The organism is Citrobacter sedlakii, from assembly GCF_018128425.1.
Classification (GTDB): domain Bacteria; phylum Pseudomonadota; class Gammaproteobacteria; order Enterobacterales; family Enterobacteriaceae; genus Citrobacter_A; species Citrobacter_A sedlakii.
This window is the reverse complement of sequence record NZ_CP071070.1, coordinates 2,167,342-2,182,562: the sequence shown is the minus strand read 5'-3', so window position 1 is coordinate 2,182,562 and position 15,221 is coordinate 2,167,342. Positions and strand designations below refer to the sequence as shown.

16 protein-coding genes are annotated in these 15,221 nt (G+C 54.3%); 7 read left to right on the top strand and 9 right to left on the bottom strand.

Translation table 11 applies throughout. The features are described from left to right. The first annotated feature begins 26 nt into the window (after positions 1–26). The 6 genes from JY391_RS10440 to osmB all read left to right on the top strand — a co-directional run bounded on the left by JY391_RS10440 (position 27) and on the right by osmB (position 7,098). A complete protein-coding gene (locus tag JY391_RS10440; protein WP_211935691.1) occupies positions 27–1,178 on the top strand; it encodes a carboxymuconolactone decarboxylase family protein in 1,152 nt (383 codons plus the stop codon). Between the two features lie 89 nt (positions 1,179–1,267). Next, a complete protein-coding gene (locus tag JY391_RS10435) occupies positions 1,268–3,202 on the top strand; it encodes an exoribonuclease II (protein ID WP_211935690.1) in 1,935 nt (644 codons plus the stop codon). 257 nt (positions 3,203–3,459) lie between these two features. Further along, positions 3,460–5,451 carry a cyclic di-GMP phosphodiesterase gene (gene pdeR, locus JY391_RS10430; RefSeq protein WP_211935689.1) on the top strand — a complete coding sequence of 664 codons (1,992 nt, stop codon included), beginning with the start codon at positions 3,460–3,462 and terminating at the stop codon, positions 5,449–5,451. A gap of 144 nt (positions 5,452–5,595) precedes the next feature. Then, the gene (locus JY391_RS10425; protein WP_200033356.1) at positions 5,596–5,778 is read left to right on the top strand and encodes a YciZ family protein; all 183 of its coding nucleotides are present in this window, start codon (positions 5,596–5,598) and stop codon (positions 5,776–5,778) included. A gap of 95 nt (positions 5,779–5,873) precedes the next feature. Next, positions 5,874–6,620, top strand: a complete 747-nt coding sequence (yciT, locus tag JY391_RS10420; RefSeq protein ID WP_042283414.1) for a DNA-binding transcriptional regulator YciT — start codon at positions 5,874–5,876, stop codon at positions 6,618–6,620. A 259-nt stretch (positions 6,621–6,879) separates the two neighbouring features. Next, positions 6,880–7,098 (top strand): osmotically-inducible lipoprotein OsmB, encoded by a 219-nt coding sequence (gene osmB / locus JY391_RS10415; RefSeq protein WP_042283417.1) that lies wholly within the window; start codon positions 6,880–6,882, stop codon positions 7,096–7,098. 120 nt (positions 7,099–7,218) lie between these two features. Here osmB and yciH read toward each other — a convergent pair whose 3' ends face one another. The 5 genes from yciH to pgpB form a co-directional block, all read right to left on the bottom strand. Then, positions 7,219–7,545: a stress response translation initiation inhibitor YciH gene (yciH, locus tag JY391_RS10410; RefSeq protein ID WP_199957689.1), complete on the bottom strand. Its 327-nt coding sequence runs from the start codon at positions 7,543–7,545 to the stop codon at positions 7,219–7,221. Further along, positions 7,546–8,283 carry an orotidine-5'-phosphate decarboxylase gene (gene pyrF, locus JY391_RS10405; protein WP_199957688.1) on the bottom strand — a complete coding sequence of 246 codons (738 nt, stop codon included), beginning with the start codon at positions 8,281–8,283 and terminating at the stop codon, positions 7,546–7,548. 174 nt (positions 8,284–8,457) lie between these two features. Next, the gene (lapB, locus tag JY391_RS10400) at positions 8,458–9,627 is read right to left on the bottom strand and encodes a lipopolysaccharide assembly protein LapB (RefSeq protein ID WP_042283429.1); all 1,170 of its coding nucleotides are present in this window, start codon (positions 9,625–9,627) and stop codon (positions 8,458–8,460) included. 6 nt (positions 9,628–9,633) lie between these two features. After that, entirely contained in the window at positions 9,634–9,942 is a 309-nt protein-coding gene (locus JY391_RS10395; RefSeq protein ID WP_205612083.1) for a LapA family protein, read from the bottom strand. Between the two features lie 150 nt (positions 9,943–10,092). Continuing rightward, the gene (pgpB, locus tag JY391_RS10390; protein WP_211935688.1) at positions 10,093–10,857 is read right to left on the bottom strand and encodes a phosphatidylglycerophosphatase B; all 765 of its coding nucleotides are present in this window, start codon (positions 10,855–10,857) and stop codon (positions 10,093–10,095) included. Between the two features lie 196 nt (positions 10,858–11,053). Here pgpB and ribA point away from each other — a divergent pair, with 196 nt between their 5' ends. Then, positions 11,054–11,644, top strand: coding sequence for a GTP cyclohydrolase II (gene ribA, locus JY391_RS10385; RefSeq protein WP_060571293.1), 591 nt, complete (start codon positions 11,054–11,056; stop codon positions 11,642–11,644). A gap of 85 nt (positions 11,645–11,729) precedes the next feature. Here ribA and acnA read toward each other — a convergent pair whose 3' ends face one another. The 4 genes from acnA to JY391_RS10370 all read right to left on the bottom strand — a co-directional run bounded on the left by acnA (position 11,730) and on the right by JY391_RS10370 (position 15,173). Further along, complete coding sequence (gene acnA / locus JY391_RS10380; protein ID WP_211935687.1) at positions 11,730–14,405, bottom strand: aconitate hydratase AcnA; 2,676 nt, start codon at positions 14,403–14,405, stop codon at positions 11,730–11,732. A 225-nt stretch (positions 14,406–14,630) separates the two neighbouring features. Beyond that, the gene (gene ymiC / locus JY391_RS10375) at positions 14,631–14,726 is read right to left on the bottom strand and encodes a small membrane protein YmiC (RefSeq protein ID WP_131729056.1); all 96 of its coding nucleotides are present in this window, start codon (positions 14,724–14,726) and stop codon (positions 14,631–14,633) included. A gap of 133 nt (positions 14,727–14,859) precedes the next feature. After that, a complete protein-coding gene (locus JY391_RS24090) occupies positions 14,860–15,030 on the bottom strand; it encodes a YciX family protein (RefSeq protein WP_491536922.1) in 171 nt (56 codons plus the stop codon). A 2-nt stretch (positions 15,031–15,032) separates the two neighbouring features. Next, positions 15,033–15,173 carry a YmiA family putative membrane protein gene (locus JY391_RS10370; RefSeq protein WP_217997760.1) on the bottom strand — a complete coding sequence of 47 codons (141 nt, stop codon included), beginning with the start codon at positions 15,171–15,173 and terminating at the stop codon, positions 15,033–15,035. Positions 15,174–15,221 lie beyond the last annotated feature (48 nt).

Below are 15,221 nucleotides of genomic sequence, written 5' to 3'. Positions count from 1 at the left end.
CGCCATATACAGACCAAGGAACGCCCATGGAACAACGCCAATTCAACGGCAAAAACCAGTGGTATCATGAGACCCAGTCCAGCACCTGGCCGCAGGACGTTTTGCCACTGGTGCCGGAAGCGGCTCACGTAGAAGACCGCTTTTTGCTGGATTTGACGATTCCCGACGAGATGCTGCATTCTTTTCACTCCTGGCTGCAACCCGCCCGCCAGTTGGCGAACGAACTGTTTCCCGATCACGTTCCACTTACCCGCCTGCATACCTTTAGCGCTTATGAACGCATGAGCACCGCCTTAACCGTGGCGCAGGCGTGTGGCGTGCAACGCCTATGTAATCATTACGCCGCGCGCCTGACGCCGCTGCCGGGTCCGGATTCGTCGCGTGAAAGCAATCATCGGCTGGCGCAGATCACGCAGTATGCGCGTCAACTCGGCTGCTCACCTTCGGTGATCGACCAGCGTGCCTGCCAGCATTTAGCCGACGTCGGCCTGTCCGCCTGGGATGTGGCCCTGTTTAATCAGATCATTGGCTTTGTCGGTTTCCAGGCGCGCATGGTGGCGATTTTTCAGGCCTGGTCCGGTCAGGCTGTGCGCTGGATACCCGGCCTCAATACTCAGGCCTTTGCCGCTGAAGACCTGTTTCAGCGGGAAGAGAGCGTGTGGGTCGCAAACCCGGATCTGGTGAAACTGCGCTACGCCAGCGCGGAGCAAGATGAATATCCGTCGCATGATCGACCACAGCCCGCGCTACAGATGCTCGCCCCTGCTCTGGCGCACCAGCCGGTACTGCTGACACTGCTCGGCAAATTGCTGCTCAGTTCGCTTCGTGCGGATACCGCAGAGCATAACTTCGCGGCGCTGCTGGCCGCGAGGATAAACGGTAGCGCAAGCTGCTTCAATGAGCAGGCGTTGCCGCCGCGCATCTCGCCAGAGACTCTCACCATGCTGCGCCAGAGCGAACATGAGATTGAACGCTGGGAGCGACAACATCCGATTGAGCGACCCTTGTCTCAGGCGCTACAATTACTGACGCGCGCGCCAGACCGCTTTAGCGCCGCACATTTCACCCCGCTCGTCGAGCGCGGCGCGTCCGTCATTGAGGCTATCAACCTGTTGGGGTGGTGCGGTTTATGCGGATGGCTGAATCGCCTGAAAATCGCGTTGGGTGAGACACATTAACCTCGGCAAAGAGATAAAGAGCGCTTGCCGCACCAGGTAGTTTCGCGTAAAACTGTCAGCCGCTCTTTTGGCCACGAAAATAGACAAATATGTTTCAGGACAACCCGCTGCTAGCGCAGCTTAAACAGCAACTGCATTCCCAGACGCCGCGCGCTGAAGGGGTGGTAAAAGCCACGGAAAAAGGCTTTGGCTTCCTGGAAGTCGATGCGCAAAAAAGTTACTTCATCCCGCCGCCGCAGATGAAAAAAGTGATGCATGGCGACCGGATTGTCGCGGTGATCCACAGCGAAAAAGATCGCGAGTCCGCTGAGCCGGAAGAACTGGTTGAACCCTTCCTGACCCGCTTTGTCGGAAAAGTTCAGGGCAAAAACGATCGCCTGTCTATTGTTCCGGATCACCCGCTGCTGAAAGATGCTATCCCCTGTCGCGCCGCGCGTGGCGTAGAGCATGACTTTAAAGAAGGTGACTGGGCGGTCGCCGAGATGCGCCGCCATCCGTTAAAAGGCGATCGCACCTTCTATGCCGAGTTAACCCAGTACATCACCTACGCAGATGACCACTTTGTGCCGTGGTGGGTAACGCTGGCGCGCCACAATCTGGAAAAAGAAGCCCCGGACGGCGTGGCCACTGAAATGCTCGACGAAGGCTTAACGCGTCAGGATCTGACCGCCCTGAATTTCGTCACTATAGACAGCGCCAGCACCGAAGATATGGATGACGCGCTGTATGCCGAAGAACTGGCTGACGGTAAATTACAGCTGACCGTTGCGATTGCCGACCCGACCGCGTGGATCGCTGAAGGTAGCAAACTGGATAACGCTGCGAAAATACGCGCGTTTACCAACTATCTCCCAGGGTTCAACATCCCGATGCTACCGCGTGAACTCTCTGACGATCTCTGCTCGTTGCGTCCGCGCGAAGTCCGTCCTGTGCTGGCCTGCCGTATGACCATTGCGGCGGATGGCGCCCTTGAAGACGATATGGTTTTCTTCGCGGCGACCATCGAGTCAAAAGCCAAACTGGCCTATGACAGCGTCTCTGACTGGCTGGAAAACGCCGGTAGCTGGCAGCCTGAAAGCGACGATATCGCGCATCAAATTCGTCTGCTGCAGCAAATTTGTCTGCGTCGCGGCGAGTGGCGCCATCACCACGCGCTGGTCTTCAAGGACCGTCCTGATTATCGCTTTATTCTGGGTGAAAAAGGTGAAGTGCTGGATATCGTGGCAGAGCCGCGCCGCATCGCCAACCGTATCGTTGAAGAAGCGATGATCGCCGCCAATATATGCGCCGCCCGCGTTCTGCGTGACAAACTGGGCTTTGGCATTTACAACGTGCATACCGGTTTTGATCCGGCGAATACGGAAGCGCTGTCGGCGCTGCTGAAAAATCACGACGTCCATGTCGATCCGCAAGAAGTGTTGACCCTTGAAGGTTTCTGCAAACTGCGTCGCGAACTGGATGCACAGCCGTCCGGCTTCCTCGACAGCCGCATTCGTCGCTTCCAGTCCTTCGCCGAAATCAGCATTGAGCCGGGTCCGCACTTTGGTCTGGGTCTTGAAGCGTATGCGACCTGGACCTCGCCGATTCGTAAGTATGGCGATATGATCAACCATCGCCTGCTGAAAGCGGTCATTAAAGGTGAAACCATTGCCCGTCCGCACGACACCACCACCGTGCAGATGGCGGAACGCCGTCGCCTGAACCGTATGGCGGAACGCGACGTTGGCGACTGGCTGTACGCCCGTTTCCTGAACGACAAAGCCGGCACGGACATCCGTTTTGCGGCTGAAATCATTGATGTCAGCCGTGGCGGTATGCGCGTTCGTCTGGTGGATAACGGCGCGGTTGCCTTTATTCCGGCGCCGTTCCTCCATGCCGTCCGCGACGAAATGGTTTGCAGCCAGGAAAACGGCACCGTACAGATTAAAGGCGAGACCGTGTATAAAGTCACGGACGTGATCGATGTGACCATCGCCGAAGTGCGGATGGAAACGCGCAGCATCATCGCCCGTCCGGCCGCCTGACCCTGAGTTTTCACACGGCCTTTCTGAATAAGAAAGGCCGTTTGCTGGTTTTCGCCTTCCCCTCTTAACACCTTTCCTGTGCCACGCGATCAACGCTATCGGGATATATTTTCCACCTCGCCTGTGCTTTTTCCCGGTTCTGAATTACAAATGAAGAGATAGATAAAACAAGATCTGCAGCGACGGTAAACCCTGTATTTATCGCTGTTAACCTTTCCATTGCGAAGTTCGGGCGGTCAAACGGGATGGTGCGCAACATGAAAGAGAGTCGGGAATCCGCGACGTTGTATCGTTTTCTGGGCACACACTGTCCTTACTGGCGCTTGTCAGATGATGCCGACGTACTGCATTTATCACTTACCGAAGCCGCAGAACATGATGAGGCGCTTGCGCTCGCTCCCGGGCAGGCCGCACGAATTCGCGAAATGACCGTTATCACGTCCAGCCTGTTGATTACGTTACCCCTCGAGAGCAGCGAGGTGCAGATACATCTGGTGGGTCGGAAAATCAATAAGCACGAGTGGGCAGGCAGTGCCTCAGCCTGGCATGACACGCCCTCCGTCGCGCGCGATCTGGCTAAGGGGCTGTCCTTCGCCGAACAGGTGGTTTCAGAAGCGAATTCGGTCATCGTGATCCTTGACAGCCGCGGCAATATTCAGCGCTTCAACCGCCTGTGCGAAGAATATACCGGACTTAAAGAGCAGGATGTCATTGGTCAGAGCGTCTTCAGGCTGTTTATGAGCCGCCGTGAAGCCGCTGCTTCGCGACGCAATATCAGCGGCTTTTTTCGTAACGGAAATTCTTATGAGGTCGAACGGTGGGTAAAAACCCGCCAGGGTCAGCGTCTGTTTTTATTTCGCAATAAGTTCGTCCATAGCGGTAGCGGGAAGAATGAAATATTTCTCATTTGTTCAGGTACCGACATTACCGAAGAGCGGCGCGCCCAGGAGCGTCTGCGAGTACTGGCGAATACTGACACTATCACCGGACTGCCTAACCGCAACGCCATCCATGAGCTGATCAACGACGCTGTCGGGGATGCGCACGCAGGTCAGGTCGGGATCGTGTATTTTGATCTGGATAATTTTAAAAAGGTGAACGACGCTTATGGGCATATGTTCGGCGACCAGCTATTACAGGCGGTCTCCCTGGCTCTGCTGAGCTGTATGGAAGAAAACCAGTTGCTGGCGCGGCTGGGCGGCGACGAATTCATTCTGCTTGCCACCCACACCTCTCAGGGGGCACTTGAGGCCGTCGCGTCGCGTATTCTGACCCGCCTTCGCCAGCCCTTTCGCATCGGTCTGATCGAGGTCTATACCGGCTGCTCCGTGGGCATCGCGATGGCGCCCTTGCATGGCGAGGACAGCGACAGTCTGATCCGCAATGCCGATACCGCCATGTACACAGCTAAAGAAGGCGGCCGCGGTCAGTTCTGCGTCTTCTCACCGGAAATGAATGAGCGGGTCTTTGAATACCTCTGGCTCGATACGCATCTGCGCAAAGCGCTCGAAAACGATCAGCTACTGATCCATTATCAGCCAAAGATTACCTGGCGCGGTGAAGTACGCAGCCTTGAAGCGCTGGTGCGCTGGCAGTCGCCGGAGCGCGGTTTGATTTCGCCAGGAGAGTTTATCTCCTATGCCGAGGAGTCGGGACTGATTGTACCGCTTGGACGGTGGGTGCTGCTCGATGTGGTGCGCCAGGTGGCAAAATGGCGCGATAAAGGCATTCACCTGCGCGTGGCGGTTAATATTTCGGCGCGTCAGCTTGCCGACCAGACGATTTTCACCGACCTCAGACAGGTTTTACACGAGCTGAATTTCGAATACTGCCCGATCGACGTTGAGTTAACGGAAAGCTGCCTGATTGAAAACGAGACGCTGGCCCTGTCGGTCATTGAGCAGTTTAGCCAGTTGGGCGCTCAGGTTCATCTTGATGATTTCGGTACCGGCTACTCGTCGCTTTCACAACTGACGCGTTTTCCGATTGACGCTATCAAGCTGGATCACATGTTCGTCAGAGATATTCATAAAAAAACCGCTTCCCAGTCCATGGTACGCGCCATCGTCGCCGTGGCGCAGGCGCTCAACCTTCAGGTCATCGCCGAAGGGGTGGAAAGCGCCAAAGAGGACGCGTTCCTGACTAAAAACGGTATCAATGAAAGACAAGGATTTTTATTTGCAAAGCCGATGCCCGCCGCGGCATTTGAACGCTGGTACAAACGCTGGCGCAACAAAACACAGCGCTGACCGGCAGGAAATCACGCCGTATCTGCCTGTTATGGCAGAATATATCTTGATATCGGTTATCCTGCCGCGGCGTAATTTTCCCTTCTCTTTTGTCGCCATTTTTTGCATCATTGAATCCATACTCTTACTCACGAAGGATCCCCCATGTCAGATATCGACGCCAAACGGGTTGCCGAACGTATTGATACCGTGCTGGATATCCTGGTCGCCGGCGACTACCACTCCGCCATCCACAATCTTGAAATACTTAAAGCGGAATTACTTAGCCTGGCGCAGGATGAAACCGGGTCATCGCCAGGCAAACCCAAAGCGCCGTGGGAGATCTGACCTTTACGCGCGTTGTGAAAGCGGTGGCGACCTGAGCGAGCCATCGCCGCCTGTTTTTAAACCCCGGTATACATACCTCAATTAAAACGAATACTATGAATTCCCGACAACAATCGATTTTGCAGATGGTGATCGATAAAGGCCAGATGAGCGTTTCCGAACTGGCAAAAATCACCGGTGTTTCTGAAGTGACCATTCGCCAGGATCTCAATACCCTGGAAAAGCAAAGCTATTTGCGTCGTGCCCACGGCTTCGCGGTTTCACTGGACAGTGAAGACGTCGAAACAAGAATGATGACCAACTTCACCCTTAAGCGTCAGCTTGCCGAGTTTGCCGCTTCACTGGTAAATCCCGGCGAAACGGTATTTATTGAAAACGGCAGCAGTAATGCCCTGTTAGCAAGAACGCTGGCCGAGCAAAAAAATGTCACCATCATTACGGTAAGCAGTTATATCGCTCACCTGTTAAAGGAGACGCCTTGCGAGGTTATTTTGCTTGGCGGCATTTACCAGAAAAAAAGCGAAAGCATGGTCGGCCCTCTGACCCGCCAGTTCATCCAGCAGGTCCATTTCAGTAAAGCGTTTATCGGCATCGATGGCTGGCTGGCAGATACCGGGTTTACCGGACGCGATATGATGCGTGCGGATGTAGTCAATGCAGTACTGGAAAAAGGCTCGGAAGCCATTGTTCTGACCGACAGTTCGAAATTCGGCGTGGTCCATCCCTATACTCTGGGACCCGTTGAGCGCTTTAGTCGGGTCATCACTGATTCCGGCATCAGCGGGGACGATCGCCTGCTGATGGAACAAAAAGGGTTGCATGTAAATATTGTTGAGGCTTAGCGCATCGGTGGGCAAATGATTTGTCGCTGCAAATCATTTGCGCTTGAGACAATTCCGACACCTGAATTAAGACTATTTACCTGTTGCCTGCGGACAGACGAGGTAAAATTATTATTAGCGATATAACAGGAAGTGACTATCACCTGCGTGATATTACCCTGCGCAATAAAGTTTCACGAATGTTCTTCGAAGACTGGATATGTAAACTATAGTTAAAAAGAACTAACTTTCGTGAATCGTTAATTCAGGAGAAAGTATTATGTTAGTAACGAGCAAAAAAATGACCGCCGCGGTTCTGGCAATTACTCTGGCAATGTCTCTGAGCGCCTGCTCTAACTGGTCCAAACGTGACCGTAACACCGCTATCGGTGCGGGTGCCGGCGCATTAGGCGGCGCAGTGTTAACTGATGGCAGCACGCTGGGCACGCTGGGCGGCGCCGCTGTCGGTGGTGTTATCGGCCATCAGGTAGGTAAATAATCGTAAAATATCTACGGTTGACCGGCTCGATATAATAATACGATTATCTTTTCTGGTCTGAGCTACACATTAGTAAACGATTAATTATAAAGCCACGATATTTCTGTCGTGGCTTTTTCATTATCCGCCTGCCAGTTTGACCTTCATGCCTTTGGCTTCCAGCAGCGTTTTAATTAAATCACGTTTGTCGCCCTGAATTTCTATAACGCCCTCTTTAACCGCCCCGCCACAGCCACACTTTTTCTTTAGCTCAGCGGCCAGTTTGTTCAGAGCTGCATCATCCAGATCAATGCCGGTAATCAGACAAACCCCTTTGCCCTTCCGGCCACTGGTCTGGCGCTGGATACGAACAATGCCATCGCCTTTTGGCCGTACGGGTGCGGTTTTCGGCTCAGTAATGCGCCCACTGTCTGTTGAATAGACCAGCCGGCTGTTCGAATCGTTCATTTACTCCCCCGCCTTCAGTGATGCATTGATCGCCTTTAATGTCTGCGCCGGATCGGCGGACTGAGTAACAGGACGACCGATGACCATAAAATCCACCCCTGCGGCTAAAGCCTGTTCTGGCGTCATAATGCGGCGCTGATCGCCTGCGTCGCTACCCTGCGGCCGAATCCCCGGCGTGACCAGTTTAAACGCGCCGCCAAACGCCTGTTTGAAGCGCACCGCTTCCTGCGCGGAACACACCACGCCATCCAGACCGCATTTCTGGGTCAACGCCGCCAGACGCTCCGCGTGCTCGGCGGGCGACAGCGTCACGCCAATATCGGCCAGATCGCTGGCTTCCATACTGGTCAGCACAGTCACGGCGATGAGCAATGGCGCATCTTTGCCCAACGGCAACAGCGCCTCGCGAGCGGCGGTCATCATTCTCGCACCGCCCGACGCATGGACGTTTACCATCCACACGCCCAGATCTGCCGCAGCGGCAACCGCATGAGCGGTGGTGTTCGGGATATCATGAAATTTCAGGTCGAGGAAGATATCGAAGCCACGCTGCTGAAGGTCGCGAACCAACTGAGGGCCAAACAGCGTGAACATTTCTTTACCGACCTTCAGGCGACAGTCGCGCGGATCGATACGGTCAACAAATGCCAGGGCTTTGTCACGGTTATTATAATCGAGAGCGACAACCACGGGAGAATCAGTAACAGCGCGGGATGTAGATGATGCAGTAACCGTCATAACCAGACCTTTTGCGAGGGGGAAAATGGGTAAACGGCGTGCATTCTACCTGCCGAAAGGCGAAATTAACAGACGCCTTTTACTCCTCTGTAACGCCTCAGCGCAGCGATGCCGGAGGAGTGGCAAGTAAAAGCAGAAAAGTATGTTGTAACTAAAGTCGGTTTTTTTTAATAATTACAGACCGTCAAGGCCGCGTATCGGCTTGATCGTTGACCAGGCGCGACAGGATGGACAGTGCCAGTACAGCGTATACGCGGTAAACCCACACTTCGAACAGCGGTAGCGCGGCTTACTGCGCACCTGCTCGCCCACCATGTCGCGCAGCACCATCAGGCTCTCTTTTGCGCGCCCCTCTTCCGCCTCATTAAGATGGTAGTCCATAAGCTTATGGAAAACGCGCATCGTCGGGTGGCGCTGCAGTTGACGGGTAATATAGACCTGCGCGGTATCATGACCTTCCCGGGCTTCAAGAATATCGGCAAGCATCAGCTCGGCAGCAGCGCCGGTGTTTTCTTCGACTGCGCGCCGCAAAAATTCCGCCCATTCGTCATTTTTGCCTAGTTGCTGGTAGCATGTCTGCAGCATTTCCAGCGTTTCGCTGACCAGTTCTTTATCCTGCGCAATAACCCGCTGGAGTGACTCCACCGCCCTGGCGTAGTCGCCCTTCGCCATCCAGATGCGCCCCATCATGATAGACACCCTGGCGCTGTTTTTGTCCGCAGCGGCGCCCTTTTTCAACAGCGCCATCGCCCGATCCATATCGTCGCTGCCCATTTGCTGCAACGCCAGTTCACAATAGAAATGGGCAATTTCGATCCGCTGTTTATCTTTGCCCAGCTTCACCAGACGCTCTGCAACATCGATTGCCTTCTGCCAGTCGCTGGTGGCCTGATAAATCTGCAGGAGTTGTTGCAGCGCGCTGACACGAAAATCCGTTTCGTCGGTCAACTGATTGAACATATCCTCCGCCCGGTCGTACAACCCGGCGGCCATGTAGTCGCGGCCCAACTGCTGAACGGCCAGCAAGCGCTGTTCATAGGTCAGCGAGGCGCTTTCCATGAGCGTCTGGTGGATACGAATAGCGCGGTCGACTTCGCCACGAGAGCGGAACAGGTTCCCGAGGGTGAGATGCGCTTCAACGGTGCCGGTATCCTCTTTCAACATATCGAGGAACAGATCCACCGCTTTATCCTGTTGGTTGCTCAGAAGGAAGTTAACCCCCGCGACATAATCGCGAGACAGACGGTTAGCCTCCTCCTGTTTTGTTTGTTGCGCACTTCTGCGGCCCATGTACCAGCCATAGACGGCCGCGACAGGCAACAGCAGAAACAACAACTCCAGCATAAACGATTATTCCTTCACGACCGGTGCACCCGGCGCGACCGCCACGTCAGTGGCAGGCGTAAGCTGGTTTTCCAGGCGTTTAATTTTACGTTCAGCGCGCGCTAAGGAAACACGAACCCGCAGCCAGAAAAGGCCGCAGACCAACCAACCGATAGCGAAACCAGCGGCGAACAACACAGCCAGCAAGGTAGAGATACGGTACTCCCCCTGCGCCAGCAGGTAATTAAACGTCACCTGCTGATCATTCTGCGCGCCTAATGTTACCGAGATAACAAAAATCGCCAACACCAGTAAGAAAATGAGTAAATATTTCACATTACTTCCCGTTATGTGGTTTAAGCGAATAAATCGTGTTCAACGTTTCGCATTTAGCCTTTTAAATTACCATTTTCACGGCGTGTGCGAAATGGAAAAGCGTCAGGCCATACAGGGATTTGAGGGCTAATGACGGAAATTCAACCGCGATCAGCTTTCCTGCTCACGTTGCGCAATCTCCTGCTCTTCTTCCGGCGGCGGCGTAAGCGGGCCGCAAATCCGCTGCGCAAGCCAGGTCGCGACGGTTACCAGCGCCCATGAAATCAGCGTTGCAACCACCAAATCACGCGGCCAGTGCATCCCCAACAGCAGGCGACTCCCCATTACCCCTGTTGCCCAGACCAGCAGTATCGCAATCGTGACGGTACGTCTGCGCGGCCACAACAGGCCCACAGCCAGCAGCGCCCAGCTTGCGGCAAACATGGTATGTCCGGAAGGAAATGCGAAGCCGGTCTCTTTTTGCCAGTGCTGACGCAAAAACAGCGGAATATTCTCCTGCGTCGCGAGCTGCTCCTTCACCAGATTCCCACGATCCTTACGTTTTAAAGTGTAGAACTCATCGACCGGTATATTGTGCGTTTTTTCCAGCCAGATAACGAAAGGACGCGGCTCCTGGGCTTTCTCTTTAACCCACGACTTAACACCCTGCCCCACCAGGATCGCCGCTGCGAGAATAGCAAAGAGCATCACCGCTGCCTTAAGACGAAAACGCAGGCACCACAGAAACCAGGCGCAGAGTATAACGTGCGTGATGATTCCCCAGGGTTGAGTTACCGTTTCGGTTATCCAGTACAGCGTTTTCAACCACCCGCCACCGTGATCCGGCTGCCAGCGCCATCCAGAAACCCATACGGCGATGGGCATAACCAGCAATAATCCCGCACCAGTTGCAGTACGTTTTGCAATCGACAGCATGAACACCTCTTTTAACGATAAGTTTCATAATCATAACTGAAAAAAGCTCAGTACGGGAAAATTGACAGATTTGTGCCATTCCCCGCCCGATTACACGGCAGCGATTAGGTGAACGCCGTCGCCTTATGGCAAAATAAACGCATAAGCCAACAGGCAACGGCACGCCATTACGTGCCAGCATTATCTGGAGAAACACATGCAGCTTAAACGAGTGGCAGAAGCCAAACTGCCAACCCCATGGGGCGATTTCCTGATGGTGGGTTTTGAAGAACTGGCAACCGGACACGATCACGTAGCGTTAGTGTATGGTGATATTTCAGGCCAGACGCCGGTTCTGGCGCGTGTCCATTCAGAATGCCTGACAGGCGATGCTCTGTTCAGTCTGCGCTGCGACTGTGGTTTCCAGCTGGAAGCGGCGTTGGCGCATATTGCGGAAGAAGGCCGTGGGATCCTCCTTTATCACCGTCAGGAAGGACGTAATATTGGTTTGCTGAATAAAATTCGCGCCTATGCGCTGCAGGATCAGGGCTATGACACCGTAGAAGCCAACCACCAGCTGGGCTTTGCCGCCGACGAACGTGATTTCACCCTTTGTGCGGATATGTTCAAGCTGCTTGGCGTCGATGAGGTTCGTCTGCTCACCAATAACCCGAAGAAAGTGGAAATCCTCACCGAAGCGGGAATCAATATTGTGGAACGCGTACCGCTGATCGTGGGGCGTAACCCGAATAATGCCCATTATCTGGACACCAAAGCTGCCAAGATGGGGCATTTGTTGGATAAATAACCCAATGCGTTGTCACTGCCTTGCGGGTAGCCGCTGGTGACGCACATTGAAAAAGCCTGCACGTCACATGCAGGCTTTTTAGTTTTTACATCAGCATGTTACGAATAACATAATGCAAGATGCCGTCGTTTTGGTAGTAGGTTAACTCGGTGGCGGTATCGATACGGCAGCGACACGGTATGACTTCTTGTTTACCGTCCGGACGCGTGAGCGTCACTGGCACCGTGGCGCCCGGTTTCAGGTTCTGCAGATCCGCGATGTCGATCGCCTCTTCCCCAGTCAGTCCCAGGGTTTTACGCGTGACGCCCTGCGGGAATTCCAGCGGCAGAATCCCCATCCCGATCAGGTTAGAACGGTGAATTCGCTCGAAGGACTCAGCGATCACCACGCGGATCCCCAGCAAACGCGGCCCCTTCGCCGCCCAGTCACGGCTGGATCCGGAACCATACTCTTTACCCGCAATCACCGCCAACGGCGTGTTCTCTTTTTGATACAGCATCGCCGCATCATAGATAGACATCACATCCGTTCCAGGCAGATGCCGCGTCATTCCGCCTTCCACGCCGGGCACCATTTCATTGCGGATACGAATATTGGCAAACGTGCCGCGCATCATCACTTCATGGTTTCCGCGTCGCGATCCGTAGGAGTTGAAGTCTTTCCGCTCAACCCCATGGCTTTGCAGATAACGGCCTGCCGGGCTGTCCGCTTTAATGCTTCCCGCCGGGGAAATATGGTCAGTGGTCACGGAATCGCCGAGCATGGCCAGAATCCGTGCGCCGTGAATGTCGGTGACCGGCGCCGGTTCCGCCAGCATCTCGTCAAAGAAGGGCGAGAGCCGGATATAGGTAGAGTCATCCTGCCAGCCGTAGGTGTCAGAGCGTTCGACAGGGATCCCCTTCCACTCTTCCGTTCCTTCAAACACTTCCGCATACTCTTTACGGAACATTTCCGAGGACACCAGTTCCACCGCACGAGCGATTTCCTGCGCCGACGGCCAGATATCTTTCAGATACACCGGATCGCCTTTGCGATCGTGGCCCAGCGGATCGGTAGCAAGATTGATATTCATATTGCCCGCCAATGCGTAAGCCACCACCAGCGGCGGCGAGGCCAGCCAGTTGGTCTTCACCAGCGGATGGATACGCCCCTCAAAGTTACGGTTGCCGGAAAGCACAGCGCCTACGGTTAAATCGCCTTGCTTGATGGCCGTTTCGATAGGCTCCGGCAGCGGCCCCGAGTTACCGATGCAGGTCGTACAGCCGTACCCCACCAGATTAAAACCCAGTTCGTCCAGATACGGCGTCAGTTTCGCCTTCGCCAGATAATCCGACACCACTTTCGACCCGGGCGCCAGCGACGCTTTTACCCACGGCTGGCGTTTCAACCCCAGCGTAACCGCTTTTTTCGCCAACAGGCCAGCGGCCATCAGCACGCTCGGGTTGGAAGTGTTAGTACAGGAAGTGATCGCTGAAATGACCACCGCGCCGTCCGGTAACTGATATTGCTGACCGTTCAGCACATATTCGACTGGCTTGCGGTCTTTTTGCGCGGTGTTCAGTTCCAGCTCGCTGCTGGCGGCAAACGCTTTTGGAACATCGCCGAGAGCGACACGATCCTGAGGCCGTTTCGGCCCGGCAAGGCTGGCTTCCACGTCGTTCATATCCAGCGCCAGCGTGCTAGTAAATACCGGCTCGTCGCCAGGATTACGCCACATGCCCTGCGCCCTGGCGTATTTCTCTACCAGTTCAACCTGATCTTCCGTCCGACCACTCAGACGCATGTAGTCAAGCGTGACGGCATCAATCGGGAAGAAGCCGCAGGTGGCGCCATATTCTGGCGACATGTTGGCGATGGTGGCGCGGTCCGCCAGCGGCAGGGAATCCAGACCGTCGCCATAGAATTCGACAAATTTACCGACCACGCCGTGTTTACGCAGCATCTGCGTGACGGTTAACACCAGGTCGGTCGCCGTGATCCCTTCACGCAGTTTGCCGGTGAGCTTAAAGCCCACGACATCCGGGATCAGCATCGACACCGGTTGTCCGAGCATCGCGGCTTCGGCTTCGATACCCCCGACGCCCCAACCGAGCACGCCGAGACCGTTGATCATGGTGGTGTGGGAATCCGTACCGACCAGCGTATCCGGATAAGCGACCCATTCACCGTTTTGCAGCTCGCTCCAGACCGCTTTGCCGAGATACTCCAGGTTCACCTGATGGCAGATCCCCGTTCCCGGCGGCACCACGCTGAAGCGACTAAACGCCTGTTGCCCCCACTTGAGGAATATATAGCGTTCATGGTTACGCTCCATTTCAAGGCGCACGTTTTCTTCAAATGCGTCATCGTCGCCGAAATGGTCAACGGTGACGGAGTGGTCAATCACCAGATCGACAGGTGACAACGGATTCACTTTCGCGGTATCGCCGCCAAGGCGTTTAACCGCTTCGCGCATTGCCGCGAGATCCACGACGGCGGGCACGCCGGTGAAATCCTGCATCAGCACGCGCGCCGGACGATAAGCAATTTCGCGGTCAGCATGGGCATTTTTCAGCCAACCTGCCAGCGCCTGGATATCTTCTTCGGTAACAGAATCACCATCCTGCCAGCGCAGCAGGTTTTCCAGCAAAACTTTGAGCGACTTGGGCAGACGGGTGATATCGCCCAGTGATTTTGCAGCCAGCGGCAGACTGTAATAATGGTAGGTTTTGTCTTTGGCCTGCAACGTGTCCTTACTGGCTTCTCGTAGGGTTGACGACATAGCTCCTCCTTTATGACGGGGTTGCGATGCCCTGAATCTCCTCAGGGTGAATATTAAAGATAACACAAACAAGCTGTAACGTTTTGATAACAACCCAAATAGATAAAAGAGGAGAAACCTTGCAGAGAGGCGACGTTGCAGAAAACAAAAACCTCGCCGCAGCGAGGTTTATGGCCATGATCGAACAGGGATGCCAGATAGCGTTTAGCGTCTCTGGCGTTATCGTTAACGGGCAACGATCCAGATCAGTTCAGCCCAGAAGAGCAGCGATACGGAAAATGCGCCCATCCAGGACCAGTATTTCATGTTTGAAGTAAGCATAGGCTACACCAACTTTTATCTGACACGTTATGTTGAGTCATTCTCAACGTCTTATTGCTGTGGTGTAAAAGAAAAGGCATTGCGCCTGTTAATAGCGTGCTTAAAATTGCGCGCTAATTAAGAATGGTGTCGATTATTGTTTTCGTTTATCGTCTTCAGCAAAGGAATCAATAAATGCCTGCTGCTGTTGCGTGAGTTTCCAGTTTTCAGGGCTTGTCTTCACACGCACACTTTTGCTTTTCCGGGTATTGTCACAAGGCTGACATGTCGGTAGCGACGTGTGTTGCTGTCCGCGAACCCTCATCTTTACCCCCAGGCGTTCCAGATCAGCAGGCCGACGACCAGCCAGAACAGCGCTGAGCCCAGAAAAACCGCAAGCCACGCTTTGCGTTTCAGTTCAGGGTCCCGACGTGGTTCCTGGTTTTCAGACGGCATTGCTAACCTCATACAATCGACATCACTTATCATTCTGGCACCAAACAATCGGTACAATTA